28 protein-coding genes are annotated in these 25,693 nt (G+C 65.1%); 13 read left to right on the top strand and 15 right to left on the bottom strand.

Going from position 1 to position 25,693, the window contains the following annotated elements; translation table 11 throughout:
* Positions 1-30: 30 nt before the first annotated feature.
* Genes SMD14_RS13660 through SMD14_RS13670 form a run of 3 tightly spaced genes read left to right on the top strand, consistent with a single transcriptional unit; the run spans position 31 to position 3,138 of the window.
* Complete coding sequence (locus SMD14_RS13660) at positions 31-1,314, top strand: magnesium transporter MgtE N-terminal domain-containing protein (protein ID WP_104998511.1); 1,284 nt, start codon at positions 31-33, stop codon at positions 1,312-1,314.
* Positions 1,315-1,345: 31 nt separating this feature from the next.
* The gene (locus SMD14_RS13665) at positions 1,346-1,996 is read left to right on the top strand and encodes a DUF1003 domain-containing protein (protein ID WP_157243059.1); all 651 of its coding nucleotides are present in this window, start codon (positions 1,346-1,348) and stop codon (positions 1,994-1,996) included.
* Positions 1,996-3,138 carry an Mrp/NBP35 family ATP-binding protein gene (locus SMD14_RS13670; RefSeq protein ID WP_321213988.1) on the top strand — a complete coding sequence of 381 codons (1,143 nt, stop codon included), beginning with the start codon at positions 1,996-1,998 and terminating at the stop codon, positions 3,136-3,138. The genes SMD14_RS13665 and SMD14_RS13670 overlap by 1 nt, the downstream gene beginning before the upstream one ends.
* A gap of 7 nt (positions 3,139-3,145) precedes the next feature.
* On the opposite strand, the gene SMD14_RS13675 is transcribed toward SMD14_RS13670, so the two are convergent.
* The 3 genes from SMD14_RS13675 to sigE form a co-directional block, all read right to left on the bottom strand.
* Entirely contained in the window at positions 3,146-3,553 is a 408-nt protein-coding gene (locus SMD14_RS13675; protein WP_104998514.1) for a Sec-independent protein translocase TatB, read from the bottom strand.
* A gap of 69 nt (positions 3,554-3,622) precedes the next feature.
* Positions 3,623-4,438 (bottom strand): anti-sigma factor, encoded by an 816-nt coding sequence (locus tag SMD14_RS13680; RefSeq protein ID WP_321213989.1) that lies wholly within the window; start codon positions 4,436-4,438, stop codon positions 3,623-3,625.
* 88 nt (positions 4,439-4,526) lie between these two features.
* Positions 4,527-5,141, bottom strand: a complete 615-nt coding sequence (sigE, locus tag SMD14_RS13685; protein ID WP_139029816.1) for an RNA polymerase sigma factor SigE — start codon at positions 5,139-5,141, stop codon at positions 4,527-4,529.
* Positions 5,142-5,367: 226 nt separating this feature from the next.
* Between sigE and SMD14_RS13690 the strand changes: the two genes are divergently transcribed.
* Positions 5,368-6,000 (top strand): O-methyltransferase, encoded by a 633-nt coding sequence (locus SMD14_RS13690; protein ID WP_157241704.1) that lies wholly within the window; start codon positions 5,368-5,370, stop codon positions 5,998-6,000.
* A gap of 57 nt (positions 6,001-6,057) precedes the next feature.
* Here SMD14_RS13690 and SMD14_RS13695 read toward each other — a convergent pair whose 3' ends face one another.
* From SMD14_RS13695 to SMD14_RS13710, 4 genes are all read right to left on the bottom strand, one after another.
* Positions 6,058-6,225, bottom strand: coding sequence for a DUF3117 domain-containing protein (locus SMD14_RS13695; RefSeq protein ID WP_009357720.1), 168 nt, complete (start codon positions 6,223-6,225; stop codon positions 6,058-6,060).
* Positions 6,226-6,458: 233 nt separating this feature from the next.
* Entirely contained in the window at positions 6,459-7,715 is a 1,257-nt protein-coding gene (locus SMD14_RS13700) for a hypothetical protein (RefSeq protein ID WP_409339728.1), read from the bottom strand.
* Between the two features lie 5 nt (positions 7,716-7,720).
* Complete coding sequence (locus tag SMD14_RS13705) at positions 7,721-8,104, bottom strand: DivIVA domain-containing protein (RefSeq protein ID WP_321213991.1); 384 nt, start codon at positions 8,102-8,104, stop codon at positions 7,721-7,723.
* Positions 8,105-8,153: 49 nt separating this feature from the next.
* Positions 8,154-8,936, bottom strand: coding sequence for a TIGR00730 family Rossman fold protein (locus SMD14_RS13710; RefSeq protein WP_104998519.1), 783 nt, complete (start codon positions 8,934-8,936; stop codon positions 8,154-8,156).
* A gap of 104 nt (positions 8,937-9,040) precedes the next feature.
* Between SMD14_RS13710 and SMD14_RS13715 the strand changes: the two genes are divergently transcribed.
* The 4 genes from SMD14_RS13715 (at position 9,041) to SMD14_RS13730 (ending at position 12,327) form a co-directional block, all read left to right on the top strand.
* Positions 9,041-9,796, top strand: a complete 756-nt coding sequence (locus SMD14_RS13715; protein ID WP_157241702.1) for an amino acid ABC transporter ATP-binding protein — start codon at positions 9,041-9,043, stop codon at positions 9,794-9,796.
* A 70-nt stretch (positions 9,797-9,866) separates the two neighbouring features.
* Positions 9,867-10,754: a glutamate ABC transporter substrate-binding protein gene (locus SMD14_RS13720; RefSeq protein WP_157241701.1), complete on the top strand. Its 888-nt coding sequence runs from the start codon at positions 9,867-9,869 to the stop codon at positions 10,752-10,754.
* Positions 10,755-10,840: 86 nt separating this feature from the next.
* Positions 10,841-11,491, top strand: coding sequence for an amino acid ABC transporter permease (locus SMD14_RS13725; protein WP_157241700.1), 651 nt, complete (start codon positions 10,841-10,843; stop codon positions 11,489-11,491).
* Positions 11,488-12,327: an amino acid ABC transporter permease gene (locus tag SMD14_RS13730; RefSeq protein WP_157241699.1), complete on the top strand. Its 840-nt coding sequence runs from the start codon at positions 11,488-11,490 to the stop codon at positions 12,325-12,327. The genes SMD14_RS13725 and SMD14_RS13730 overlap by 4 nt, the downstream gene beginning before the upstream one ends.
* Before the next feature lie 78 nt (positions 12,328-12,405).
* Here SMD14_RS13730 and dapE read toward each other — a convergent pair whose 3' ends face one another.
* On the bottom strand, positions 12,406-13,542 hold the full coding sequence (gene dapE / locus SMD14_RS13735; RefSeq protein WP_321213992.1) for a succinyl-diaminopimelate desuccinylase: 1,137 nt from the start codon (positions 13,540-13,542) through the stop codon (positions 12,406-12,408).
* A gap of 50 nt (positions 13,543-13,592) precedes the next feature.
* On the opposite strand from dapE, the gene dapD reads away from it, so the two are divergent.
* Together dapD and SMD14_RS13745 are read left to right on the top strand one after the other, a co-directional pair.
* Positions 13,593-14,615 carry a 2,3,4,5-tetrahydropyridine-2,6-dicarboxylate N-succinyltransferase gene (dapD, locus tag SMD14_RS13740; protein WP_321213993.1) on the top strand — a complete coding sequence of 341 codons (1,023 nt, stop codon included), beginning with the start codon at positions 13,593-13,595 and terminating at the stop codon, positions 14,613-14,615.
* A 6-nt stretch (positions 14,616-14,621) separates the two neighbouring features.
* Positions 14,622-15,479 carry a hypothetical protein gene (locus SMD14_RS13745; RefSeq protein ID WP_321213994.1) on the top strand — a complete coding sequence of 286 codons (858 nt, stop codon included), beginning with the start codon at positions 14,622-14,624 and terminating at the stop codon, positions 15,477-15,479.
* Positions 15,480-15,517: 38 nt separating this feature from the next.
* On the opposite strand, the gene SMD14_RS13750 is transcribed toward SMD14_RS13745, so the two are convergent.
* Entirely contained in the window at positions 15,518-16,129 is a 612-nt protein-coding gene (locus SMD14_RS13750; protein WP_157241696.1) for a hypothetical protein, read from the bottom strand.
* A gap of 101 nt (positions 16,130-16,230) precedes the next feature.
* On the bottom strand, positions 16,231-16,833 hold the full coding sequence (locus tag SMD14_RS13755) for a TetR family transcriptional regulator C-terminal domain-containing protein (protein ID WP_321213995.1): 603 nt from the start codon (positions 16,831-16,833) through the stop codon (positions 16,231-16,233).
* Positions 16,834-16,967: 134 nt separating this feature from the next.
* On the opposite strand from SMD14_RS13755, the gene galE reads away from it, so the two are divergent.
* Complete coding sequence (gene galE / locus SMD14_RS13760) at positions 16,968-17,981, top strand: UDP-glucose 4-epimerase GalE (protein WP_157241695.1); 1,014 nt, start codon at positions 16,968-16,970, stop codon at positions 17,979-17,981.
* A 162-nt stretch (positions 17,982-18,143) separates the two neighbouring features.
* Here galE and SMD14_RS13765 read toward each other — a convergent pair whose 3' ends face one another.
* The 3 genes from SMD14_RS13765 to fdxA all read right to left on the bottom strand — a co-directional run bounded on the left by SMD14_RS13765 (position 18,144) and on the right by fdxA (position 21,164).
* The gene (locus tag SMD14_RS13765; protein WP_157241694.1) at positions 18,144-19,430 is read right to left on the bottom strand and encodes a citrate synthase; all 1,287 of its coding nucleotides are present in this window, start codon (positions 19,428-19,430) and stop codon (positions 18,144-18,146) included.
* 241 nt (positions 19,431-19,671) lie between these two features.
* A complete protein-coding gene (dapC, locus tag SMD14_RS13770) occupies positions 19,672-20,823 on the bottom strand; it encodes a succinyldiaminopimelate transaminase (RefSeq protein ID WP_321213996.1) in 1,152 nt (383 codons plus the stop codon).
* Positions 20,824-20,837: 14 nt separating this feature from the next.
* Entirely contained in the window at positions 20,838-21,164 is a 327-nt protein-coding gene (gene fdxA / locus SMD14_RS13775) for a ferredoxin (protein ID WP_013601705.1), read from the bottom strand.
* 136 nt (positions 21,165-21,300) lie between these two features.
* On the opposite strand from fdxA, the gene SMD14_RS13780 reads away from it, so the two are divergent.
* On the top strand, positions 21,301-21,540 hold the full coding sequence (locus SMD14_RS13780) for a hypothetical protein (protein ID WP_321213997.1): 240 nt from the start codon (positions 21,301-21,303) through the stop codon (positions 21,538-21,540).
* A gap of 48 nt (positions 21,541-21,588) precedes the next feature.
* Here SMD14_RS13780 and SMD14_RS13785 read toward each other — a convergent pair whose 3' ends face one another.
* Together SMD14_RS13785 and typA are read right to left on the bottom strand one after the other, a co-directional pair.
* Positions 21,589-22,398 (bottom strand): hypothetical protein, encoded by an 810-nt coding sequence (locus tag SMD14_RS13785; protein ID WP_321213998.1) that lies wholly within the window; start codon positions 22,396-22,398, stop codon positions 21,589-21,591.
* A 198-nt stretch (positions 22,399-22,596) separates the two neighbouring features.
* On the bottom strand, positions 22,597-24,525 hold the full coding sequence (gene typA, locus SMD14_RS13790; protein WP_157241690.1) for a translational GTPase TypA: 1,929 nt from the start codon (positions 24,523-24,525) through the stop codon (positions 22,597-22,599).
* 268 nt (positions 24,526-24,793) lie between these two features.
* On the opposite strand from typA, the gene SMD14_RS13795 reads away from it, so the two are divergent.
* Positions 24,794-25,636, top strand: a complete 843-nt coding sequence (locus SMD14_RS13795) for an SGNH/GDSL hydrolase family protein (protein WP_321213999.1) — start codon at positions 24,794-24,796, stop codon at positions 25,634-25,636.
* The last annotated feature ends 57 nt before the right edge of the window (positions 25,637-25,693 follow it).

The following is a 25,693-nucleotide window of genomic DNA, read 5'->3' on the forward strand; positions in this document are numbered from 1 at the left end:
AAAAGAGAGCAGACTCGGTAGCCTGTAGGAGTGAGCACAACTCCTACCCGCGTCTTCGTGGCGCGCCTTCTGGGCCTCGACGTCTTCGACCCGCTGGGCGACCGGCTGGGCCGGCTGCGCGATGTTGTTGTGCTGTCCCGTGGAACCCAGGGCGCTCCGCACGTGGTGGGCATCGTCGTCGAAGTTCCCGGCAAGAAGCGCGTGTTCGTGCCCATGACCCGGATCACCTCCATCGACCAGACGCAGATCATCTGCACCGGACTGGTCAACCTCCGCCGCTTTGAGCAGCGCGGCGCCGAAACCCTGGTGGTGGCCGAAATGTTCGACCGCCGCGTCACGCTCCGGGACGGAAGCGGCGATGCCACGATTGAGGACATTGCCATGGACCAGACCCGTTCCGGGGACTGGTTCGTCAGCAAGCTCTTTGTCCGGCGCGGCCACTCCCTTTCCCCCCTGAGCCGGCTCCGCCGCAACGAGACCCTGATCATCGACTGGGCTGACGCCCTCCAGGGCGCGCGCACCGAGCCGCAGGCTGCCACCCAGTTCGTGGCCAACCATGAAGACCTCAAACCCGCGGACTTCGCCGAAGCCCTGCAGGAAATGAGCGATAAACGCCGTTTCGAAGTGGCGAGCGAACTGCAGGATGAGCGCCTGGCAGACGTCCTGCAGGAACTTCCGGAGGACGACCAGGTGGAAATCCTGTCTGCCCTGGACGTCCAGCGCGCCGCCGACGTGCTGGAGGAGATGGATCCCGACGACGCCGCCGACCTCCTCGGCGAACTCCCTTCCGCCCAGGCCGAAGAGCTGCTCCAGCTGATGGAGCCTGAAGGCGCAGAGGACGTCCGGCGCCTGCTGGAATACGACGAAGACACCGCCGGCGGCCTCATGACCCCGGTGCCGGTCATCCTGCCGCCCGAAGCCACGGTGGCCGAGGCCCTGGCGCATGTCCGGCGCGAGGAACTCTCCCCTGCGCTGGCCTCCTCCATCTTCATTGCCAGGCCCCCGCTGGAGACCCCCACCGGCCGTTTCCTGGGCGTGGTCCACATCCAGCAGCTGCTCAGGTTCCCGCCGTTCGAACCTCTCGGCAACCTGGTGGACAAGAACCTCGAGCCGCTGTCGGACCAGGCGCACATCAGTGAAGTCGCCAGGACCCTGGCTACCTACAACCTGAACTCCCTCCCCGTGGTCAATGACGCCGGCCGGCTTGTGGGGGCGGTGACTGTTGATGACGTTTTGGATCATCTGTTGCCGGATGACTGGCGAGCCCATGACGGCGAAGCCCCGATAAGAAGGCTTGGTGGCCGTATTGGCTGACAGCAGCGCTCCCAAGAACCCCAACCAGCGGATGCCGGCCAAGACCGCATCGAAGGGCAGCCTCGACACGCCGCTCAGCGGCCGCCAGCGGATCCTGCCCAAGTTCTCCCCGGACCCCGATGCCTTCGGCCATGCCACGGAAGGCTTCGCCCGCTTCATGGGCACGCCGCAGTTCCTTGTCTACATGACCGTCTTCGTGGTGATCTGGCTGGCCTGGAACACCTGGGCGCCGCTCGAGTGGCAGTTCGATTCCCGCGCCCTCGGTTTCACCCTGCTGACGCTGATGTTGTCCCTGCAGGCCTCCTACGCCGCACCTCTGCTGCTCCTGGCACAGAACCGCCAGGACGACCGCGACCGCGTCTCGCTCCAGCAGGACCGCCAGCGGGCCGAACGCAACCTGTCAGACACCGAGTACCTGACCCGGGAGCTCGCGTCCCTGCGGATTGCGCTCCGCGAGGTTGCCACGCGCGACTACGTCCGTGCCGAACTGCGCTCCCTGCTGGAAGACATGCTGGAAGCCCAGGAAGAGCTCCGGACCCATGATCCCGCCGGGCAGGCGCAGCACGAATCCCCGCGCGACAAAATCAGGGAAAAACTGAAGGAACAGCGTGACCGCCAGCGGAATCCCCGCACCCAACAGATTCCCCGGGTTAAGCCCGGCCACTCTACCCAGGACCGCTAATGAACGCACCGATCGCCAACACCGCGTTGGCTGACGCAGTCGCCGCTGCCCTGGCCACGGTCATTGACCCCGAGCTCCGCCGCCCCATCACGGAGCTGGGCATGGTTGAATCCGTCGACATTTCCGACGACGGCAGGGTCAGCCTTGCTGTCCTGCTCACCATCGCCGGCTGCCCGCTCCGGGACACCATCACGGCCGATGCCACACAGGCGCTGCTGGCCGTTCCGGGAGTGGCCGCCGTCGACGTCGAACTCAAAGTGATGACGCAGGAACAGCGCGATGCCCTCAAGGAGCTGCTCCGCGGCGCCGGCGGCCAGCGCGGCATCCCGTTCAATCAGCCGGATTCGCTCACCAAGGTGTATGCGGTGGCGAGCGGCAAGGGCGGGGTGGGCAAATCCTCCGTGACGGTCAACCTTGCCTGCGCCCTCGCCGCCCAGGGCCTGCGGGTCGGGATCGTGGACGCGGACGTGTATGGCTTCTCGGTTCCTGGCCTCATGGGCATCACCCAACCGCCCACCCGCGTGGATGACATGATCCTCCCCCCGGTGGCCTATGGGGTGAAGGTGATCTCCATCGGGATGTTCGTCAGCGGCAACCAGCCCGTGGCCTGGCGCGGACCCATGCTTCACCGCGCCCTTGAGCAGTTCCTGACGGACGTGTACTTCGGTGACCTGGACGCCCTTTTCCTGGACCTGCCGCCCGGCACCGGTGACATCGCGATCTCCGTGGCCCAGCTGTTGCCGAAAGCCGAAATCCTGGTGGTCACCACACCGCAGGCCGCCGCGGCCGACGTCGCGGAGCGCGCCGGTGCCATAGCCACGCAAACTGGCCAGAAAGTGGCCGGCGTCATCGAGAACATGTCCTACCTGGAAATGCCCGACGGCGGCAGGATGGAATTGTTCGGAAGCGGCGGCGGGTCAGTCCTCGCCGGCCGGCTGACGGCAACAGTAGGCGCAGAGGTGCCGCTGCTGGGGCAGATACCGCTTGATATCCAGCTGCGGGAAGGCGGCGATTCCGGGGTTCCGATAGTCCTCGGGCAGCCGGATACACCCGCTGCCGCGGCGCTGTCCGGCATCGCCGGCCGGCTGGCAGCAAAGCCGCGCGGCCTCGCGGGGATGAAACTGGGGCTGCAGCCCCGCTAAGAAGCGGCTAGGTGGCCTCGGTGTCGAAAGGCGCGGCCTCGCCGGGGGGCAAGGACTGGAGCACCCGTTCCGGCCGCCGCGGCGCCGCCTCCGCTGCCACGGCCGCTGCGCCGGAGACGGCAGCCACTGCAGCGGGCGCGCCGGCGCTCACCGGCTTGGAGTCGTCATCCAGGAGCGCTTCTTTGATGATGCGCCGCGGATCGTACTGGCGGGGATCGTACTTCTTCCAGTCGACATCGTCGATGTCGATCCCCACTTCTTCCTTGATCTGCTCACGGGCGCCGGATGCCATGCGCCGGACTTCCTTGACCAGATTAGCCAGTTTCTGGGTGTATTCGGGCAGCCGCTGGGGACCGATCACCAGAACCCCAATGATCAGCAGAAGAAAGAACTCCGGGCCGTTGATTCCAAACACTTTAGGAAGATTACCCTCTCCGGGCTGCCAGTGACGATTTCCGCCCGGGGTCCGGGAAGACTGTGCGTTCTACGGGGTGAAAAAGGCAACGATGCGGTTAACTCCACGTTGCAGCCGGGTGATGATTGGTTCCTCCGCCGCTTCCGGGGAGGGATCCGGGATTCGGGCCGCAACGCCTTCCTCAGCCTGGTTGCCGAGCCGCTGCAGGATAGGCAGGGCATCGTCAGCCGCCTCGGCGGGCAGGTCGGACTCGTAGAGAAAAGTGTGGCCGGGCGTCCGGTAGGTTGCCGACCACGGCGAGGACCGCCCCACCCGCAGGGGGCTGTCCTGGCTGGCCATGTCCGGCCCGGCACCTTCCTGTCCCGCAGCGCTTTGTCCGGGAACGGCCTGCAGGGCGGTCCGCTGTTCGGTCACCGTTGCCTGGTGGGTGCCGTCGGTAAGCCGCAGCTCCACTGCCGGCTGGCCATCGAGCACGGTGGCCCTCGCCGACTCGAGACGGAAGCCCATCGCTTCAAGCTCCGGACAGGCCCATCCTTCGGAACGCAGCTGGGTGAGCTGTTCCCCTGTCAGCAGCCTGCCGTCCGCAGGTGTCCGGGACGAGACGTGGGAGAGTGCGGCCTGGTTGCCTGCAGTGTCCCCCGGCGGGGGATCTCCTGCCGCGGCAAATGCACCGACGGCCAGCACGCCGGCAGCTGCCATGCTGCCACCGGCAGCCAGGGCCAGCACGCGGACGGCGCTACGGGACGATGCTGGCCGGTGCGCGCCTGCAGGCGGCATGGCGGCCAGTTCCTGCGTTCGGGCGAGCAGGCGGGCCGTCAGGTCATCGCTGGCCGGAGGGATGGGAGCATCACGGAGCCGCTCCAGGTACTGGCGCTCCCTCCGCACGGCTGAATGGCATTCCTGGCAGGACTGAAGGTGGCTGCCGGTGCGCTGATGCCTGCGTCCGAATGGACTACGGGACCTCATGCGCCGTTCAGAGGATACCGGCGATGCGCGGCATGGACAGTTTCCGGCGGGACTGCTGCGGACGCGGATCCCGGTGGGCCAGCTTTTCCCGCAGCATGGTCCGTCCGCGGTGGATCCGTGAACGGACGGTGCCCAGCTTCACGCCCAGGGCTTCCGCCACTTCGTCGTAGGACAGCCCTTCAAGGTCGCACAGAACGACGGCGGCACGGAAGTCCGGCGGCAGTTCCTCCAGCGCAGCCTGGACGTCCACATCGAGGTTGTTCAGTTCGAAGCTCTGCTCGGGGCCTGGTTCACGGCCGGGAAGCCGTGACTCTGCGTCCTCGGCAAGGGCATCGAACCTGATCCGCGTCTTTCTCCGTGCCTGGTCCAGGAAGAGGTTCGTGGTGATCCGGTGCAGCCAGCCGTCCAGGGTGCCAGGCTTGAAGTTTTCCAGCGAGCGGAAGACACGGACAAACACCTCCTGGGTGAGGTCCTCGGCGTCGTACTTGTTACCGGTCAGGCGGTAGGCGAGCCGGTAAACCTTCGCCGAGTGGTTGGTGACCACTTCTTCCCAGGTGGGACGGACCCACTCCGGATCAGGATGATTTGCTGCAGGGACAGGTGCCACTACTGAAGATGACATCGTCCACTCCCCTCGTGGAATGCTAACGCCCGGATACTGTTGACATCACTGATTCGGCGCCGGTCACCTTTCGGATGAGCGGATAATAATCATTTCAAACTTGTCTGGGAATTTCCTGATTGTTCGGAAGTTCAGCCGTGGGCGCAACCGCCCGCCTCCGCTGCTGTTGCCACCGGACACAGTAGGCTGTAAAGGACATTCCCCTGCCGCCCAGAAAGCGAAACCCATGAGCGCCGACAAGTCCACCAGCTGGTCCTATGCAGAAGATCTGCCCGCTGAGGATGAGGTCATGCTTCGGGCCCGGGAGCGCTCCTTCGAGCTGGGTGTTACACCGGTTGGACCAGGGGTGGGCGCAGTCCTGACCGTGCTGGCGGCGTCGTCCAAAGCCCAGACCGCCGTCGAAATCGGGACCGGCGCCGGGGTGTCCGGCGTCTGCCTGCTCCGCGGCCTCGGCCCGCAGTCCGTCCTCACCACCATCGATGTGGACGTGGAACACCTCAAGGCCGCCCGGGAGGCATTTTCCGAGGCAGGGAGCCCGGCCAACCGCACCCGCACGATTTCCGGACGGGCCGGCGACGTCCTGCCGCGCCTGACTGACAACGCTTATGACCTGGTGTTCATCGACGCCGACAAACCAGGGCTCCCGGGCTATGTGGAGCAGGCCATCCGGCTCCTGAAGCCCTCCGGGCTGCTGATCATCAATGATGCGTTGGACAAGGACAAGGTTGCCAACCCCGCCGGCCGTGAAGCCACCACGGTGGTCTTGCGCCAGGTCGGTAAGGCAATCCGCGACGACGAGAGGCTTGCGTCCGCCATGCTTCCCACCGGCGACGGACTGCTGGTGGCGGTCAAGAAGTAGCCACCAGGATACGGGCAGGGCCCGCAGCCTGCTGGCTGCGGGCCCTGCCCGGCACGATTATTCGGTAACGCCGACGAGGCATTCCTTGAGGTTTGCTGCCTCGGCAGCGTTCAGCTCGACCACCAGGCGCCCGCCGCCCTCGAGCGGGACGCGCATGATCAGGCTGCGGCCCTCCTTGGTGACTTCCATTGGGCCGTCGCCGGTGCGTGGTTTCATAGCCGCCATGAGGAATTCCCCTCCATTTTGTCCCAGGACTGATCAGCCCGGACGGGCTGTGTCCGCATGTCGATCAAGCCGCTATGGCGGAGTGGATGGACACCGCCAAGGCTGAGCGTATTCTGAATGCTTTTTGTCCTTGCTTACTTACCATTATCGCGGAATTACCCGCCCGTAGCTAATCGATGGACATTTCCAACGTCTTGCCATTTGAGTCCTGACCTGCGCGGAAGTCCCATTGGCTAGGGTGGATAATCCCCTCCCCCGGGCAATTGGGCCCAGGCCCACAACCAGACGATCCAGACGATCTGCAGCAGCAGGAACATGGTGACCACCGTCCACCGGTAGGCCCGCGAGCCGGACACCAAAACAGCACCCAGCGCAAGCGGAAACAGCGGCAGGAGCATGCGGAAGGTGCTGGTCTGCGGGTGCAGGAAGATCACCAGGTAACCCATGTAGCAGGCGCACCACAGCCGGAGCTCCACGCCGAGTTGCCGTACCGGCGGCAGGAACAGCATGGCGCCGAAAAGCGCCACGAAAACGACCGGCGCCAGCAGGCCCAGGACGGGGCCAAAGAGGTCGACGCCGGTATCGAACCAGGGTTTGAAAGGCACCAGGTCGTGGCCCCGCCACACGGTTTCGGTCTTTGTGTACGCCTGGATATCGCCCGTTGCCGCCCAGGCGGCCGCCGGCCAGGCAAGCGCCATGGCCCCTCCGACGGCGGTGAGGGCAGCCAGCGCCGCGAGGTCGCCGTTCGAGTGCGTTCCTTCCCGCTGCCCGTTGTCGGCCTGCCGGGCACCGAACCGCTCCCACAGGTGGCGCAGCAGAACCAGCCCGAGCATGGCCGCGAACGGGACTCCCACCGGACGGGACAGGCACAGGAGCACCACCACCGGGATGGCCCACAGGTACTGCCTGCGCACCACCAGCAGCAACGCCGCCGCGAGCAGCAGCAGCGACAGCGACTCGGCATAGGGCACCTGGAGGATGGCGGACACGGGGAAGGTGGCGAAGAAGGCCACTCCCCATAGGGCGGACGCAGGGGCGGCCTTGTGCCGGAAGAGGATGTAGACAACCAGGCCGGCTCCCCACCCGGCCAGCATGGCGATGATGGTCAGTGAGGCGGCGGGGACAAGTCCGGTCAGTCTGCTGAGGCCTCCGGCCAGGGCAGGAAACAACGGATAGAAAGCCCACGCATTTTCCTGGACGTTGCCGGCGGCATCCGTCGGCAGGACGGAGGGGTAGCCACCGGCGATGACTTGGCCGTACCAGCGCGCATCCCAGATGTTAATGAAGTTCCAGTAATCGGGCTTGGCCGGGAACCAGGGGTTGGGACCCTGGTGCAGGGCGGCAGCCATGAAGATGCAGGCGCTGACCAGCCGGGCCGCGAAGTAGACGGCGGTGGCCTGCAGCCACCATGGCCAGCCTTGGACAGCCCGCCCGGCCTGTGCGGCCAACGCCTGAAGGGACGGGACAAGACCTGCCCGGCGCCGTGCCATTGTGCTCACAGCCGGTCCTCTTCAGGCGCAGTGCTCTTTTTGTCGGGTTCCGGTCCAAGAGGAGCTTCCATAGCCGCCAGCGCTGCCCGGAGCCCGTCAATTTCCTGCTGTTTGGAGGCGAGCTGGTCCCGCAGTTCATCCAGGACCTGGTCCACCTGGTCCATCCGGTAGCCACGGAGGCCAAGGGAGAAACGCACGCGGTCAACGTCCTCCGGGGCTGCCTGTGCGGGCAGCAGGACCGGAGGAAGGTTGGCTGGCGGCTGCTCGAAACCGCCGCCGGGCAAGCCGGGCAAGAGGCCGTCGCCCGTTTTGCCGGAACGCAGCCCCGGGCCGATCCAGAAGACCACCCCAATCAGCACGATGGCCAGGAAAACCAGAAAAAAGCTCACCGCTCCATCGTGCCAGACGGGATGGAGCGCCGCCGTCCGGACGCTCGGGCTACTCCGGCCGCTGCTCCCCGTTAAGCGAGGGGGTAATGGCCACGTGGAGCACCCTGTCCACCGCCTCTGCTGGATCATCAACCACCTGGATCAGGTCCAGGTCCTTTTCGGAGACCATGCCTTCCGCAACCAGGGTTCCCCTGATCCACTCGATCATGGGACCCCAGAATTCGACGCCCAGCAGCACGATGGGGAACGAGGTCACCTTTCGCGTCTGCACCAGCACCATTGCCTCAAAAAGTTCGTCGAGCGTGCCCAGGCCGCCCGGCAGGACGATGAACCCCTGCGCGTACTTGACGAACATGGTTTTGCGGGCAAAGAAATACCTGAAATTGATGCCCAGGTCCACCCACTGGTTCAGGCCCTGCTCAAAAGGAAGTTCGATGCCCAGGCCGACGGACACGCCGTTGCCTTCAACGGTGCCGCGGTTGGCGGCTTCCATGGACCCGGGACCGCCGCCGGTGATGACGGCAACGCCGGCCTCGGCCAGTTTCCGCCCCACTTCCACACCCATTTCGTAGTAGGGGCTGCCGGGTTTGGTGCGCGCCGAGCCGAAGACGCTCACGGCCTTGCCGATGTCCGCCAGGGCGCCGAAGCCTTCCACGAACTCGCTCTGGATGCGCAGGACGCGCCAAGGATCGGTGTGGACAAACTGCCCGGGGCCCTTGGTGTCGAGCAGATGCTGGTCAGACATGTCCACGGCCGCCTGCTTGCGGCGCAGTTCAAGGGGGCCCTTACGGCGCGGCTGGGAATTTCTGGCCGGATCTGCGTTGATGCTCATTCACCAAGGCTAACCTCCCCCGGGAGGTATCTCTTGAATCACGATCCGCAGGAAGTTGCGGTGATTCGCGTCATAAACAGTTGTTGTTCGCTAGATTCTTTCCTATGACTACTCATGTGCCCGGAGATGCGCTTGTCTCCCTGAACGGCGTAAATAAGCACTACGGCCAGCTGCACGTTTTGAAGGACATCAACCTGCAGGTCCGCAAGGGCGAGGTTGTTGTGGTCATCGGGCCCTCCGGCTCCGGTAAGTCCACCCTCTGCCGTGCCATTAACCGCCTGGAGACCATCGAGGCCGGAACCATCAGCATCGACGGGAAAGTGCTTCCTGAGGAAGGCAAGGAACTCGCCCAGCTCCGCGCCGACGTCGGGATGGTTTTCCAGTCCTTCAACCTCTTTGCGCACAAAACCATCCTGGAGAATGTGACGCTCGGCCCCATTAAGGTCAAGGGCGTCGCCAAGGCCACGGCGGACAAGGACGCCATGGCCCTGCTTGAACGCGTCGGCGTAGGCCACCAGGCCCCCAAACTGCCGGCACAGCTCTCAGGCGGGCAGCAGCAGCGCGTGGCCATCGCACGGGCTTTGGCAATGAAGCCGAAGGTCATGCTGTTCGATGAGCCCACGTCAGCCCTGGACCCGGAAATGATCAACGAGGTTCTGGACGTCATGGTCCAACTGGCCAAAGAGGGCATGACCATGATTGTGGTCACGCACGAGATGGGCTTTGCCCGCAAGGCCGCGGACCGCGTCGTCTTTATGGCCGACGGCCAGATCGTCGAAGACGCAACCCCGGAAGAATTCTTCACCAACCCGAAGAGCGATCGTGCCAAGGACTTCCTTTCCAAGCTCCTGACGCACTGATTCACACCTGAACAAACACTCCCAGTTCGCACCGAGGCCGTGACCCACGGCCATCAATGAAAGGAATGTCATGAAGGCATTTATGACCCGGCGGAAATCATTCGTCGTGGCGGCCACCGCTGCCCTGGCCCTGTCCCTGAGCGCCTGCGGCGGAGGCGGCACGGGCACCACCACCAATCCCACTGTGGCCGAGAAGCCGTCCTTCGCTGCGGGCACCACCATGGAGAAGCTCTCCAAGGCAGGCAGCATCAAGATCGGCACCAAGTTCGACCAGCCGCTCTTCGGCCAGGTCGGCCTGGACGGCAAGCCCGTCGGATTCGACGTTGAAATCGGCAAGCTTATCGCTGCCAAGCTGGGCATCGCCGCGGACAAGATTGAATGGTCAGAGACCGTCTCCGCCAACCGCGAACCCTTCATCGAGCAGGGCAAGGTGGACCTGGTGATCGCCACGTACACCATCAACGACAAGCGCAAGCAGGTTGTCAGCTTCGCCGGACCGTACTACGAGGCCGGACAGGCCCTCATGGTGAACAAGGACAACGACTCCATCAAGAAGCCTGAAGACGTCAAGGGCAAGAAGGTCTGCTCGGTGACGGGTTCGACGCCGGCCGCCACCATCGTGGAGAAGTACGGAGCAGAGCTGGTCCCCGCCGCAACCTACTCCGCATGCCTGGAGCCGCTGCGCAACAAGCAGGTTGAAGCGGTCACCACCGACAACGTCATCCTCGCCGGCTTCGTGGACAAGGAACCGGACGCCTTCAAGCTGGCCTCCGACGAAACGTTCACCAAGGAGCCCTATGGCATCGGCCTGAAGAAGGACGACACCGAGTTCCGCAACTGGATCAATGACCAGCTGGAGTCCTTCGAAAAGGACGGAAGCTACAAGAAGGCCTGGGAGGCCACTGCCGGCGAGGTCATCAAGACTGCGCCCAGCCTGCCCGCAATCAACCGCTACTAGGCTGCCCGTTCGTTGCCGGGACCGGCCCGCCGGTCCCGGCAACGCCACGCCTTCACTTCCGTCCACTCCCAGAGCCGAAGGATCCTATGGACGTCATTCTTGAAAACCTGCCCCTGTACTGGAACGGTTTTCTCCGTACCCTCTTTCTTTCAGCCGTATCCGGGATCATCGCGCTGGTGTTGGGCACGCTCCTTGCGGCTGCCAGGGTTTCCCCGGTTGCTGCCCTGCGCGGCTTCAGCACCGTCTACGTCGAGGTTCTCCGGAATACACCCTTGACCATCGCCTTCTTCTTCGCGGCCGTCGTGCTCCCCCGCCTCGGGGTCAAGTTTGAGCAGTTCGAGATTGCCGCGATCATTGCCCTCAGTACCTACACCGCAGCGTTCATCGCCGAAGCTGTCCGCTCTGGTGTCAACAGTGTCCCGGTGGGACAGGCTGAAGCCGCCCGCAGTATTGGCATGAAGTTCAGCCAGGTGCTGTCCCTCATCATCCTGCCGCAGGCCTTGAGGACGGTGATCCCGCCGCTGATCAACATCCTGATCGCCCTGGTGAAAAACTCGTCCGTGGCCGGTGCGTTCTTTGTCCTGGAACTTTTCGGCTACGGCCGGCAACTGGCCAACGCCAACGGTGACGCCGTCATCGCGGTGCTGCTGGGTACTGCGTTCTTCTATCTGCTCCTCACCGTTCCGCTGGGCATCCTCGCCAGCACGGTGGAACGAAAGGTGGCGATTGCCCGATGAGCTCAGTCCTTTATGACGTTCCCGGCCCCAAGGCCCGGCGCGTCTCCCTGATCGCTTCGATCGCCGGTTCCGTGCTGATCCTCGGCCTGCTGGCGTGGATTGTGATGACCCTCGCGCAGCAGGGAATTTTCGAAGGCCGACGCTGGCAGATCTTCACCCGCGGCGACGTGTGGACCCTCCTGGCCAACGGCCTCGGCGCCACCCTGAGCGCAGCAGCCCTGGCGGCGGTTATCGCCTTCCCCCTGGGCCTGCTCCTCTGCCTGCTGCGCATCTCTGATGCGGCCTTCATCAGGATCCCCACCCGGGTGGTGCTGGAGTTCCTCCGCGGCATGCCCGTGGTCCTGATGATGCTGTTCGTCCTGCTGGGCTTCGGTACCTCGCCGTTCATTGCCGTTGTCACCGGCCTGGTGCTCTACAACTCAGCCGTGTTCGCCGAAATCATCCGGGCCGGCATCCAGTCGCTGCCGAAGGGGCAGCGTGAGGCCGGGCTGGCCATTGGCCTGACGAGCTTCCAGTCCCGCATGCAGGTCGAGCTTCCGCAGGCGATCCGTCGCATGATGCCCTCCCTGGTGGCGCAGATGGTGGTCCTGCTGAAGGACACTTCGCTCGGCTACATCGTGGCGTACGGCGAGCTACTGCGCGCTGTGCAGGTGATGGCGGACTTCCTGGGCACCCAGTTCCTGTTCCCCATCTTCTTTGTCGCCGCCGCAATCTACATCGCCATCAACATCGGCGTTTCCCGCCTCGCGGTGTGGATCGAGCGCCGCGGATCCAAGAAGGCCGCGGGCGGAATGGCCAAGGCGGAGCCCGCCGCAGTTGAGGCCGGAGCGCCCTAGGCGGTCCCACCGAAAGCAGCGGCCCGGATCGTAGGATCCGGGCCACTGCTTTTTAACGGGGTGCGAGGCCTGGCGAACCTAGCCTGCCAGCCAGTCCTTCAGTGCCCGCAGGCACGTACGAATGGCTTCAGCATCGACGTGCTCGTTGTCCTTATGCGCCAGCAGCGGGTCGCCGGGGCCGAAGTTCACCGCCGGGATCCCCAGCTCGCTGAAGCGCGCGACGTCGGTCCAGCCGTACTTGGGCTTCGGCTCGGCCCCCACCGCCGCAACGAAGGATGCCGCGGCGGGGTGGTGGAGGCCGGGCCGGGCCCCGGCGGCGGCATCGGTACGGACCACGTCGAATCCTTCAAGGAGTTCCCGCACCACGGCTTCGGCCTGGTCCGGCGTCTTGTCCGGGGCGAAGCGGTAGTTGATCTCCACCACGCACCGGTCCGGAATGACGTTTCCGGCAGTGCCGCCGTTGATCCTTACCGCGTTGAGGCTCTCCCGGTACTCCAGCCCGTCCACGTTGACTGTTCCCGGCCGGTAGGCTGCGAGCCTCTCCAGGACGGGCGCCGCAGCGTGGATGGCGTTGCGGCCCATCCACGCGCGTGCTGAGTGGGCAGACTCCCCCACCGTCGTCACCTCAAACCGGCTGGTGCCGTTGCAGCCGCCTTCCACCGTCCCGTGGGTTGGTTCCAGCAGGATCGCGAAATCGCCGCCCAGCAGGTCGCCGTGGTTCCGCACCAGCCGCCCAAGGCCGCTCTTGACGGCCTCGACTTCCTCGTGGTCGTAAAAGACAAAGGTGACGTCCCGCTTCGGCGAGGCCCCGTCGTCGAACATTGTGGCGGCCAGCGCAAGCTGCACCGCGACGCCGCCCTTCATGTCCGTCGCGCCGCGGCCGTACAGGATCCCTTTGCCGGGAACACCGGATCCCCAGGTGGAGGGCACGGTCCCCTTCGCACCATCCGCCAGGGGCAGCGGGACGGTGTCCAGATGCCCCGCCAGGATGACCCGTTCCGCACAGCCCAACTCAGTCCGGGCGATCATCGAATCCCCGTCCCGGAGCACGCTCAATTGGGGAATTCCCTGCAGCGCGGCTTCTATGGCGTCCGCCAGTTCCGTTTCATTGCCGGACACACTGTTGATGTCCATGATGGCGGCTGTAAGGAGCGCAACGTCCTGGCGGAGGTCGAGCGTCAAGGTGGAAGGGTCCGGAGTGGTTTCGGCAGTCACGAAGCCAGTCTAGTTCGGACCCTGTCGCTGCCCCTCGATAGACTGGGGCCATGACTGAGACTGCTTCTTCCGCCGTGCCCGAAACCTCGAACGCAACCACCGACGAACGCTCTGCCTACGGGTTCGGCGTGGCCACCATTTCCACCGGTGACGCCACCGTACTGGACGTGTGGTTTCCGGCACCGGCCCTCGGTGTTGCCGCCGAAAACCTGCGTTCCGTTGAGAACGCGGATGAGTCCCTCACCCTGATCGCCAAGAACGGCGCCGATGAGGACCGCGGCACGGAACAGAAAGTGGTTTTTGTCCAGATCCACCTCGATGAGGCCCCGGCCGATACCGCCGATGCGTACCTGCGCCTGCACCTCCTCTCGCACCGCCTGGTCAAGCCCAACACCATCAACCTGGACGGCATCTTCGGCAACCTGCCCAACGTCGTGTGGACCAACTTCGGCCCCGCCCCGGTGGAGGGCTTCGAGCTCACCCGCGCGCGGCTGCGGCGCCGTGGCGCCGTCACTGTCTACGGCATTGACAAGTTCCCGCGGATGGTGGACTACGTGGTGCCCACAGGTGTAAGGATTGCCGACGCCGACCGCGTGCGCCTCGGTGCCCACCTGGCCGAAGGCACCACCGTGATGCACGAAGGTTTCGTCAACTTCAATGCCGGAACCCTGGGCACCTCCATGGTGGAAGGCCGCATCTCGGCCGGCGTAGTGACCGGCAACGGCAGTGACGTCGGCGGCGGAGCCTCCATCATGGGCACGCTGTCCGGCGGGGGCAAGGAAAAAATCACCATCGGCGAGCGGGTCCTGCTGGGCGCCAATTCAGGCGTCGGCATCAGCATCGGTGACGATTCGGTGGTTGAGGCCGGGCTGTACGTGACGGCGGGAACCCGCGTCCGCATCCCGGGACCAAAGGATGAGGTGGGTGAAGACACCACCAAGATCGTCAAGGCCGCGGAGCTGTCCGGCGTGCCCAACTTGCTGTTCCGCCGCAACTCCACCACGGGCGCGGTGGAGGTCCTCCCCCGCCAGGGCCAGACCGTGGAGCTGAACGACGCCCTGCACGCCAACTGATCCTTCATGGCACGAAGACGCAGCCTGCGCACCCTCGCGGTACTGGTGCTCACCCTGGCACTCGTAGCCGGCGGCATCTACTCGGCCGTGTTCTTCCTGCAGCGTTCCGAAACCCTCGTTTCGGAACGCTGCAGGGCCGTCATTGACGAACGGACATCCGAGCTGGCCCCGGACCAGGCCGTCTATGCCTCGCTGATCACTGCTGTTGCCGTGCAGCGCGGACTTCCGCCGCGGGCAGCAAGCATAGCGCTGGCCACCGCCATGCAGGAGTCCAAGCTGCGGAACATTGAGCACGGAGACCAGGCCGGCCCGGATTCGCGCGGGCTGTTCCAGCAGCGTCCTTCCCAAGGGTGGGGAACCGAGGCGCAGATCATGGATCCGTACTATGCGGCGAACGCCTTCTACGACGCCCTGGTGAAAATCCCCGGGTATGAGTCACTGGAGATTACCGAGGCAGCCCAGCGTGTTCAGCGCTCCGCCTACCCCGCCGCCTACGCGCAGCACGAGGAAATGGGACGGACTTTTGCCTCCGGCCTGAGCGGCCAGACGCCCGAGGCCGTCCAATGCACCCTTCGGGCGGCCGGCACCGGCGGCGACGCCGCAACGGTGTCCGCCGAGCTGGACCAGGCGTACGGCCCGCTGGAAACAACTGTCGACGGTGAGACCCTGGTGGTCGAGGCCGCGGGAAGCCAGGCGTGGTCCGTGGCCCAATGGGCGGTTGCCAACGCCAAAGGCTTTGAGGTCACCCGGGTCGAGGTGGCGGGCAGAAGCTGGAACCGTGCATCGCGGGACGGCTGGCAGGAATCTGCGGGTCCGGAGGGCGGGGTCCGGATCACGGTGGCGGCGGGAGACGCCCGCAGCTGAGGACCGGCGGGCTGCGGGCAGGTGGAGGCGGAAGGTCCCTAGACCAGGATCTCCACCACTGGCTGGACGTAGCTGCGGAATAGCTCCGGCTCGCCCATCAGCTTGTTGCTCATGATGATTTTGTCCGGCTCCATGTACCAGGCCCGCTGTTCGTTCAACGGCAGCTCGATGATGGTCAGCTTGAAGTCACGGGAATCACGGCCCACCTCCATCAGCCTGTCATCCACCATGTCCTCAAGAATCTGGTCAGCTCCAGTGGCAGCACGCTCCGCCTCAATCTCGGCGTACTCACTCCTGCGCTCCCGCGCCCAGGTAAGGGCAGCACCGAAGTGTGCCTGCAGCACCCGCTGCAGCGCGGGCGAATTGCCGAAGGCCTCGAAGTTCGGCGGTGACAATTCAGGGGACGTCTGGGGGTGGGCTTTGAGCAGCTGTTCCCACCAGGCTTCCCACTCCGTCTTCAGGGCACTCAAACCACCAACGTCGGCGGTCAGGTGCGAATGGTCGGCGCGGCGGACCTTGGGCGCTGCATGCGACAACGATGGCTGACCTGCCCCGTCAAGCCCTGCAGTATCCCGGACGTACAGGGCTATCATCATGGGCCCTGACGTGTCCGTGGTGATTTGCCACCTGGTGCCGCTTGTCTGATGCATCCGACGTCCTTCCGTGGTGTGCCCGCACCGGGGTTGGGTGACCGGGCAGCGCCCCCTGCTAATCAGTGTATTCCCCTCAATGCCCACGTTAGTGGCTGGCATCACATCCCGTCGAGGTGCCGTTCCAGGACGTCAACGCACATTTCGCGGGTCATCCATCCGGGTTGCAGCAGCGCATGCATGCACAGCCCGTCGAGCGTCGCCAGGAGGCGCTCCGCCTCCAGCACGAGGCTGTCCTGCGGCTCGTCCTGCGGCATTAAGGCGCTAACCACCCGCCCCGCGATGACAGCCACCTCGCGGTGGCTCCGGTCTGCCTCAGTGGCAAGGAACGGCCTGACCCGTGCAGCATTCTTGAACGCCATCCAGGCGCACGCCTCCAGCGCCCGCTGCTCATCCAGGGGCAGGATTCCGCACAGCAGGGTTAACACTGCCTCGCGGTGCTCGGCGGAACCGGGCACTGCATCGTGTACCGCAGGCAGGGATGCTCCAAGGCGGCCCACGATGCGGTCCACTACCACTGCGAAGGAGAAGGAGAGCAGTTCCTCGCTCCCGGAGAAGTAGTGCCGGACGGAACCGACAGCCAGCCCGGCCTCATCGGCGACTTCCCGCAGCGAGGCCCGCTCCAGCCCGTCACCTGCGATGATCCGGAGAACGGCTTCGACCACGTCCTGGCGCCGGGCTTCGGCATCTACGATTTTGGGCACTACTTGTATTTAGCACGGATGTGTTCTTCCGCGGGGCGCGGCATGCCGTGCAGCCGCACTTCGGGCAGCATCCTTCTTGCCCGGCATCCGGGACGCAGCGGCGGCGGCACGTGTTGTTGGGATAGCGTTGAGGCATGAAAATTCTCGTCACCGGAGGCACCGGCTACATTGGTTCCCACACTGTTTTGTCCCTGCAGGAAGCCGGCCATGACGTCGTGGTCATCGACAACCTGGTCAACTCCAGTGAAGAGTCCCTCCGGCGGGTAGCCGAACTCAGCGGGAAGACTGCCGAGTTCCATAATGTCGACCTCGTGGACGAGGCCGCCGTCGAAAAGGTCTTCGCCGCCGGCGCCATTGACGCCGTGATCCACTTTGCAGGGCTGAAAGCCGTGGGCGAGTCCGTCCGTGAGCCGCTCAAGTACTACTACAACAACCTGGTAGGGACCCTGAACCTCATCCGGGTGATGGACCGCCACGATGTCCGGTCCATCGTCTTCAGCTCCTCAGCCACGGTCTACGGCGAGCACAACCCCATCCCCTATGTCGAAAAGATGGAGATCGGGGCCAACAACCCTTACGGCCGCACCAAGGAGCAGATCGAGGACATCCTCTCGGACCTCGGGTCAGCCGACACCCGCTGGCACATTGCCCTGTTGCGCTACTTCAACCCGGTGGGCGCCCACCCCTCCGGCCGGATCGGCGAGGACCCCCAAGGGATCCCCAACAACCTGGTTCCGTTCATCGCCCAGGTGGCCGTGGGCCGCCGCGAAAAGCTCATGGTGTTCGGCGGCGACTATGACACGCCCGACGGCACATGCCTGCGCGACTACATCCACGTCGTCGACCTTGCCGAGGGCCACGTGGCCGCACTGAACCACGTGGCGGACCGCGCCGGTGTGTTCCGCTGGAACCTGGGCTCCGGCAAGGGCTCCTCCGTCCTGGAAGTCCTCCGCTCGTTCGAAAAGGCTGTGGGCAGGCCCATCCCCTATGAGATCACCGGCCGCCGCGCCGGCGACCTCCCGGCCTTCTGGGCCGACGCAACCTCCGCCCTGGCCGACCTCAGCTGGTCCACCACCAAGACAGTGGACCAGATGTGCGAGGACCACTGGCGCTGGCAGAAAAACAACCCCCAGGGCTACGCCTCCTGACCTGCCCACCGATTGCTCCGAAGTTGTCGTTTTGGTACGCCTAAACGACAACTGCGGAGCACTCGATGGGATTAACGACGTCGGCCGCCCACCTCAGGAAGGTGGGCGGCCGTCGTCGTACTGGAGCCGGTGGGCGGGCCCGCACCGGCGAGGGAGTGGGGACTAGCGGACCGGGTAGTCGCGCTCGGGCTCACCGATGTACAGCTGGCGGGGGCGGCCGATCTTGGTGTTGGGGTCGCTGATCATTTCGCGCCACTGGGCAATCCAGCCCGGAAGGCGGCCGATGGCGAACAGGACCGTGAACATCTTCTCCGGGAACCCCATGGCCTTGTAGATCAGGCCGGTGTAGAAGTCCACGTTCGGGTAGAGCTTGCGCTGGATGAAGTAGTCATCGTTCAGCGCCTTCTCTTCCAGGCGGAGGGCGATGTCCAGCAGTTCGTCGTTGCCGCCGAGCTTGGTGAGGATCTCGTGGGCCGTGGCCTTGACGATCTTGGCGCGCGGATCGTAGTTCTTGTAGACGCGGTGCCCGAAGCCCATGAGGCGGACGCCATCTTCCTTGTTCTTGACCTTCTCCATGTAGTCCTCGGGCTTGGTGCCGTCGGCCTGGATCTGGCGAAGCATCTTGAGCACGGCCTCGTTGGCGCCGCCGTGGGCGGGGCCAAAGAGCGCGTTGATGCCTGCGGACACCGAGGCGAAGAGGTTGGCGTTGGAGGAACCCACCAGCCGCACCGTGGAGGTGGAGCAGTTCTGCTCGTGGTCCGCGTGCAGGATGAGCAGCAGGTCCAGTGCCTTCGCGACGACCGGGTCCACCTCGTACTGCTCCGCCGGAAGCCCGAAGCTGAGGCGCAGGAAGTTCTCCACGAGGTTGTGGGAGTTGTCCGGGTACAGCATGGGCTGGCCGATGGACTTCTTGTGCGCGTACGCCGCGATGACCGGGAGCTTGGCCATGAGGCGAATTGTGGAAACTTCCACCTGTTCTGCATTGAACGGATCCAGCGAGTCCTGGTAGAACGTGGACAGCGCGGATACGGCGGAGGACAGGACGGGCATGGGGTGCGCGTCGCGGGGGAAGCCGCCGAAGAAGCCCTTGAGCTCCTCATGCAGCAGGGTGTGCCGCCGGATCTTCTGGTCGAACGTGTCCAGTTCCGTGGGCGTGGGCAGGTTGCCGTAGATCAGCAGGTAGGACACCTCGAGGAAGCTGGAGTGCTGCGCCAGCTGCTCGATGGGGTATCCGCGGTACCGCAGGATGCCCGCATCGCCATCGATGTAGGTGATGGCCGAGGTGGTGGCTGCAGTGTTCATGAAGCCGGGGTCGAAGGTGACTGCGCCCGTCTGCTTCAGCAGCTTGGAAACGTCGTAGCCTTCGTTCCCTTCAATAACCTGGATGCGCGGGAGCTTAAGCTCGCCTCCTGCGTGGAGCAGGGTCGCTGCGTTGTTGGTCTCAGTCATGGAGTCCCCTTCATGAGGCATCTGGGCCTCTGTCGAAAGCTTGATCCAACATCAGGTGAGCCGCGCACTGACCCTGAGAACACAGGTTCCAACACCCGGGCTGCCTTCTTGTAGAGGGCCACCATTGATAGTCACTTAAAAAGTACCCGCTCATTGGCGGGTGTCACTAATCCAAGACGTGGCTGAAGCCCCTAAAATAGGGCTCTTGTGGCGCGAGTCACACCATTGTTACGGTGCTGTTTTATTGCCGCGCCGCTGCCAGCCGTGACACTGCGGCGTCGATGCGCTCGTCCGAACCCGTCAAAGCCACGCGGATGTAGCCGTTGCCCGCCTCGCCGTAGAAAACCCCGGGGCCCACAACGATGCCGCGCTCAGCCAGCCGTGCCACTGTGTCCCACGTGCTCTCCCCCGCCGTGGACCAAAGGTACAGTCCGGCGTCGGAATCCTTGATCTCCAGGCCGAAGTCCAGCAGGGCCGGGACCAGCCGATCGCGGCGTCCGCGGTACAGGTCCTTCTGCGCCTCAACGTGGGCGTCGTCTCCAAGCGCTACGCGCATGGCCTCCTGGACCGGGTACGGGACAATCATGCCTGCGTGCTTGCGGCTGTTGACCAGGTTGGGCATCAAGTCAGGATCTCCGGCCACAAACGCTGCACGGTAGCCTGCCACGTTGGACTGCTTGCTGAGGGAGTAGACGGCCAGGAGCCCCCGATGGGAGCCTCCCGCGACCCGGGGGTCCAGGATACTGGGAACGGCCTGGCCGCCGCGCTGGACGTCCCAATCGCCCCACCCCAGCTCGGCGTAGCATTCGTCCGAGGCCACCACGGCGCCCAGCCCACGGGCCTGTTCCACGAGCGCTTTCAGGGATTCGACGCCCCGGACGCTGCCTGTGGGGTTGCCGGGCGAGTTGACCCAGATGAGCCGTACCCGCGCCCGCGTCTCGTCGTCGAGTTCATCCAGGTTGTCGGTCGCCACGGACGCGGCACCGGCGAGGGTGGCCCCGATGTCATAGGTAGGGTATGCCACCTTCGGGCGCACGACGACGTCTCCGGGCTTAAGCCCCAGCAGGAGCGGCAGCCATGCCACGAGTTCCTTGGAGCCCACGGTGGGCATGATGTTGCGGGGATCGAGGCCGGTAACGCCGCGGCGCCGCTCAAACCACCCGGCAATCGCTTCACGGAGGGCCGGGGTGCCGTGGACGGTGGGGTACCCCGGGGCGTCGGCGGCCGCCTTCAGCGCGTCCTGGATCAGGGCGGGGGTGGGGTCAACCGGGGTGCCAATGGACAGATTGACCGCCCCGTCCGGGTGCTGCCCGGCCTTGGCGACATACGGCGCCATGGCCTCCCACGGGTAGTCAGGCAGGTCCAGGCCAAAGGTTCTTGCTGCTGCGGTCACGGTCCCTGCCCGGGTCAGTGGTCTTGGTTCTGCGGCGGCAACGCGGCGATCATCGGGTGGTCCTTGCCCGTGTTGCCGATTTTCGCGGCACCTCCGGGGGAACCGAGGTCATCAAAGAACTCGACGTTGGCCTTGTAGTAGTCCGCCCATTCCTCCGGGGTGTCATCCTCGTAGTAAATGGCTTCAACCGGGCAGACCGGTTCACAGGCGCCGCAGTCCACGCACTCGTCCGGATGGATGTACAGCGAACGCTCACCTTCGTAGATGCAGTCGACGGGGCATTCCTCAATACATGCCTTGTCCTTGACATCTACACACGGCTGCGCGATTACGTACGTCACGTCCCTGGCCTCTCCACGTTGGTTCCGGCAACCCGCCGGTTCTTGCATCCGGCAACTGCGGCCGGACTCTTGACATCTGAGCCTATTATCTCCCAGCCCGTTCCCGCGAACCTAGCCGGGCACCTAGTATGAACTGGTGAGTCAGCCTATACCCGCTCCTTCCGGGTTCCTCTCCACCGCAACGCCTGGAACGAGGGTTGTGGTGCGCTACCGCATCGAGGACGGGCTCACGGATGCCCTCGGGCACCTCCTGGCCTGCGACGCCGGTGCGTGCACCATCCGCACCCGGCAGGCCGACGTCGTCATTCCCTTGGACCTGGTGGTGGCTGCCAAAGAAGTGCCACCGGCGCCGGAGCGGCGCCGGCCGCGCGCCTAGGGCGATCCACGCTGCGCAGGGACAGTCCCTGCGCAGCGAACCCGGGCTTCACTGCGCAGGGCGGTACGTCGCGAGTGCCTGATGCACCATGTGCACGAACTTCTTGGGTTCGGCGAGCAGCATCTCGAACGTCACGCGAAGGGTGGGAACGCCCCGGACAACGGTAACGTTCCAGCGCCGCCTGTCCTCCCGGTACGCTGCGCGGCTGCTGTGGTGGGTGTAGCCATCCGTCTCGATGCCCAGCAGTCCGTCCACAAGAAGATCCAGGTGGCCCATCCCCGGAATATTGACCTGAAGTTCGACTGTTAGCCCCGCTTCTTCCAGCAGGTACCGGGCCATCGTTTCAATGATGGAACCCGATTGCGGCCGGATTCTGCCCACAAGTGCAAGAACGCTCTTCTCCCGCGCCGCTGGAAAGCGTTCCCTCAACGCCGGAAGTTGAACCACCCCCTTCTTCACCGCAGATTCCGCGATGGTCAGCGCCTCAAGCGGCGGCAGGCAGCGGAGGGATTGGCACACAAAATCCAAGGGCGTCAACGGAAGGCTGCTTCGATGGACCACGCAGCCCGGAACTGGCCTCCCGTGCCGGGCGGCCAGATGCGGTTTCTCCGGTTCCCTGACTACCCACAGCCCCGCTGCCAAGGCGGCCGTGACACAGCCCGGAACCGCGTGATGGCGGCCGGCATGGATGAGCACGGGTTCTGCCTGCGGCAGCGCGTACATTCCCCTGGCAACCCTCTGGACGGAGGCGTCAAGCACACCGGCTTCAATGAGGCGGCGGGGAACTCCGGCTTGCCTGAGTGAGCTTGCGCTGGCGACTCCCCCCAATGCCGCCAATGCATCAATGACAGTTCGCATGGGTGCATGCTGCCCGGTCCGAGGAGTCCGACCCAGGGCCCGTGCCGGCCATGTGGAAAACCTCCGGGTGCGGTGAAGGCGCCGGTCAGTGTACGGGGACTGCCCCTGCGCGCCGAACCCGGACATGACTGCGCAGGGCGGAACGCAGAATGCCACCGGCACGGGGCCGGTGGCATTCTGTGGAAGAAACTAGAGTTGCTAGACCTTGGCGCGGGCGCGGTTGGCCTTGGCACGCTCGTTGGTGTCCAGGATGACCTTGCGGATGCGGATGGCTTCCGGGGTGACCTCGACACACTCGTCCTCGCGGGCGAATTCCAGGGACTCTTCGAGGGTAAGGTCGCGCGGCGGCGTCAGGTTCTCGAAGGTGTCGGAGGAGGCTGCACGCATGTTGGTGAGCTTCTTTTCCTTGGTGATGTTGACGTCCATGTCGTCGGCGCGGGAGTTCTCGCCCACGATCATGCCCTCGTAGACCTCGGACGTGGGCTTCACGAAGAAGGAGCCGCGTTCCTGCAGGTTGATCATGGCGAACGGAGTCACGACGCCGGCGCGGTCAGCGATCATCGAACCATTGGTGCGGTACTCGATGGGGCCGGCCCACGGCTCGTAGCCCTCGGAAATGGAGGCTGCGATGCCGGCGCCGCGGGTGTCCGTGAGGAACTTGGTGCGGAAACCGATCAGGCCGCGGGCCGGAACGATGAACTCCATCCGGCACCAGCCGGTGCCGTGGTTGGCCATGTTGGTCATGCGGCCCTTGCGGGCTGCCATGAGCTGCGTGACGGCGCCGAGGTACTCTTCCGGCACGTCGATGGTCATGTGCTCCATCGGCTCGTGGACCTTGCCGTCGATGGTCTTGGTGACCACCTGCGGCTTGCCTACGGTCAGCTCGAAGCCTTCGCGGCGCATCTGCTCAACAAGGATGGCAAGGGCGAGCTCGCCACGGCCCTGGACTTCCCAGGCGTCGGGACGCTCGGTGGGCAGAACCTTAATGGAGACGTTACCGATCAGTTCCTTGTCCAGGCGGTCCTTCACCTGGCGGGCCGTGACCTTGGCGCCCTTGACCTTGCCGGCCAGCGGCGAGGTGTTGATACCGATGGTCATGGAGATGGCGGGATCGTCCACGGTGATCAGCGGCAGCGGCTGCGGGTTCTCGGCATCGGTCAGCGTCTCACCGATGGTGATTTCCTCGATGCCGGCGACAGCGACGATCTCGCCCGGTCCGGCGGATTCTGCCGGCACGCGGTCCAGCGCCTTGGTGGCCAGGAGCTCGGTGATCTTGACGTTCTTGAGTTCACCGTTGGCGCGGGCCCAGGCAACTGTCTGGCCCTTGCGCAGGGTGCCGTTGTAGATGCGCAGCAGCGCCAGGCGGCCCAGGAACGGGGACGCGTCCAGGTTGGTGACGTGCGCCTGCAGGACACCGTCGGGGTTGTAGGTGGGAGCCGGGATGTGCTCGATGATGGTCTTGAACAGCGGCTCAAGGTCCTCGTTGTCCGGGGCTGCACCGTTGGCGGGCTGCTCCAGCGACGCGCGGCCAACCTTGGCGGCAGCGTAGACAACCGGAACTTCCAGGACCTTGTCCAGGTCCAGGTCCGGCACTTCATCGGCAAGGTCGGAGGCCAGGCCCAGGAGCAGGTCCATGGACTCGTGGACCACTTCGTCGATGCGGGCATCGGGACGGTCGGTCTTGTTGACCAGCAGGATCACGGGAAGGTGTGCGGCGAGGGCCTTGCGCAGCACGAAGCGGGTCTGGGGCAGCGGGCCCTCAGAGGCATCAACGAGGAGGACGACGCCGTCAACCATGGACAGGCCGCGTTCCACCTCGCCGCCGAAGTCGGCGTGGCCCGGGGTGTCGATGACGTTGATGGTGATGGTTTCGCCGTGGGAGGACGGACCGTTGTAGGCCACCGTGGTGTTCTTGGCCAGGATGGTGATGCCCTTTTCGCGCTCCAGGTCACCGGAGTCCATGACGCGGTCTTCGAGGTGGTTGTGCTCGGCAAAGGAGTTGGTCTGCTTGAGCATGGCGTCGACCAGGGTGGTCTTGCCGTGGTCAACGTGGGCCACAATCGCGACGTTGCGCAGGTCACTGCGCGATGCAGTGGCTACCGCAATGTTGGTGGTGGTTTCAGACATGCGTTATTGCTCGATTCAGTGGGTCAGCTGTAATGTATCGCGACATTTCCAACTGGAACGCACGACGGATCAGGCCCTTAGCACAGGGCACCTTCCCCAAGTCTAGCCGGTGTGCCTTTTATTGGCCTAAATTTTTCCGCCGACCGCGGATCCGGTGGCCGGCCAACCGCCGCGCCACGATGCTTATTTGTGGGCAAAATCACTGGCGGATCCGGCGGCGATGCCACATGATTGCTCTGACATACAGCGCAAGCCCGAAAGACACCAGATGCGAAATGCCTTGGCCGCTGCGGCCCGGTACCGCCGCCGTACCGTCGCGGCCGCCGTTGCGGTTATCGCCGTGGCAGGCGCCCTTGTCCTCTCCGGCTGCGCCCTGCCCGCCACGTCCGGCGAGGGTCCGGCCCTGGTGGACGCGGCGCCTGCCGTTTCGCGTGTCCTCAACCCCGGCAACGGCCGGCTTGAGGCGGTGGTCCCGGAGATCGGCAGGACCGTCCTCCTGATCGGCGATTCACAATCGGAGCCGGCCGACGGCTGGCCGCGGCTGGGCCTGGCCGCGGCGGGATACCGGGTGTACTTCTGCGGCAGGGGCGGCACCGGTTTTGTCACGTCGAAGGGTGCCACGGGCAACTACATCGATGCGCTCCTGCGCGGCGACTGGCTGCTCCCGGCCGGCACGCCCGCGCTGATCGTGGTGCAGGGCGGCGGCAACGATGCCACCAGCGGAGCCAGTGACAGCGACATCGTTGCCAACGCTGAGCGGCTGATCGGGGAGCTCCAAAGGCGGTACCCGGGCACGCGCCTGGCGATGATCGGGACTCTGGCCCGCGGCGAAGGCCATGGCGGAGGCCGGCGAAGCGAGGTGGACGCCCTGCTGGGATCCGTGGCGGCGGACCACGGCCTGCCCTTTGTAGCCGTGGGTGACTGGCTGACCAAATACGGCCTGGTCCAGGATCTCGCGGACTCCGTGCACATGAACCCGGGGGGCCGCCGGGCGCTGGGTACGCTCCTTGAGCGCCGCCTCCGCGAACTGGGCCTGGAGCGAACGCCGACGGCGGACGTTGCCCCGCTCCTGGATGCCCGCACCGGAGGCGCAGGCGCGGGCCAGGACTGAAAACAGCAACGGCCGGCGCCGGAGTCCAATACCCCGGCGCCGGCCGTCGCGCGTTGG

The organism is Pseudarthrobacter oxydans (genome assembly GCF_034258515.1).
In the GTDB taxonomy this organism is placed as follows: Bacteria; Actinomycetota; Actinomycetes; order Actinomycetales; family Micrococcaceae; genus Arthrobacter.

What these genes read in the sequence shown, in the direction of transcription:
- SMD14_RS13665 (WP_157243059.1), top strand. Translation starts at nt 1,346, where the DNA reads ATGCCGGCCAAGACCGCATCGAAGGGCAGCCTCGACACGCCGCTCAGC.
- SMD14_RS13670 (WP_321213988.1), top strand. Translation starts at nt 1,996, where the DNA reads ATGAACGCACCGATCGCCAACACCGCGTTGGCTGACGCAGTCGCCGCT.
- sigE (WP_139029816.1), bottom strand. Translation starts at nt 5,141, where the DNA reads ATGTCATCTTCAGTAGTGGCACCTGTCCCTGCAGCAAATCATCCTGAT.
- SMD14_RS13690 (WP_157241704.1), top strand. Translation starts at nt 5,368, where the DNA reads ATGAGCGCCGACAAGTCCACCAGCTGGTCCTATGCAGAAGATCTGCCC.
- SMD14_RS13695 (WP_009357720.1), bottom strand. Translation starts at nt 6,225, where the DNA reads ATGGCGGCTATGAAACCACGCACCGGCGACGGCCCAATGGAAGTCACC.
- SMD14_RS13700 (WP_409339728.1), bottom strand. Translation starts at nt 7,715, where the DNA reads ATGGCACGGCGCCGGGCAGGTCTTGTCCCGTCCCTTCAGGCGTTGGCC.
- SMD14_RS13710 (WP_104998519.1), bottom strand. Translation starts at nt 8,936, where the DNA reads ATGAGCATCAACGCAGATCCGGCCAGAAATTCCCAGCCGCGCCGTAAG.
- SMD14_RS13715 (WP_157241702.1), top strand. Translation starts at nt 9,041, where the DNA reads ATGACTACTCATGTGCCCGGAGATGCGCTTGTCTCCCTGAACGGCGTA.
- SMD14_RS13720 (WP_157241701.1), top strand. Translation starts at nt 9,867, where the DNA reads ATGAAGGCATTTATGACCCGGCGGAAATCATTCGTCGTGGCGGCCACC.
- SMD14_RS13725 (WP_157241700.1), top strand. Translation starts at nt 10,841, where the DNA reads ATGGACGTCATTCTTGAAAACCTGCCCCTGTACTGGAACGGTTTTCTC.
- SMD14_RS13730 (WP_157241699.1), top strand. Translation starts at nt 11,488, where the DNA reads ATGAGCTCAGTCCTTTATGACGTTCCCGGCCCCAAGGCCCGGCGCGTC.
- dapD (WP_321213993.1), top strand. Translation starts at nt 13,593, where the DNA reads ATGACTGAGACTGCTTCTTCCGCCGTGCCCGAAACCTCGAACGCAACC.
- SMD14_RS13745 (WP_321213994.1), top strand. Translation starts at nt 14,622, where the DNA reads ATGGCACGAAGACGCAGCCTGCGCACCCTCGCGGTACTGGTGCTCACC.
- SMD14_RS13750 (WP_157241696.1), bottom strand. Translation starts at nt 16,129, where the DNA reads ATGCATCAGACAAGCGGCACCAGGTGGCAAATCACCACGGACACGTCA.
- galE (WP_157241695.1), top strand. Translation starts at nt 16,968, where the DNA reads ATGAAAATTCTCGTCACCGGAGGCACCGGCTACATTGGTTCCCACACT.
- SMD14_RS13765 (WP_157241694.1), bottom strand. Translation starts at nt 19,430, where the DNA reads ATGACTGAGACCAACAACGCAGCGACCCTGCTCCACGCAGGAGGCGAG.
- SMD14_RS13785 (WP_321213998.1), bottom strand. Translation starts at nt 22,398, where the DNA reads ATGCGAACTGTCATTGATGCATTGGCGGCATTGGGGGGAGTCGCCAGC.
- typA (WP_157241690.1), bottom strand. Translation starts at nt 24,525, where the DNA reads ATGTCTGAAACCACCACCAACATTGCGGTAGCCACTGCATCGCGCAGT.
- SMD14_RS13795 (WP_321213999.1), top strand. Translation starts at nt 24,794, where the DNA reads ATGCGAAATGCCTTGGCCGCTGCGGCCCGGTACCGCCGCCGTACCGTC.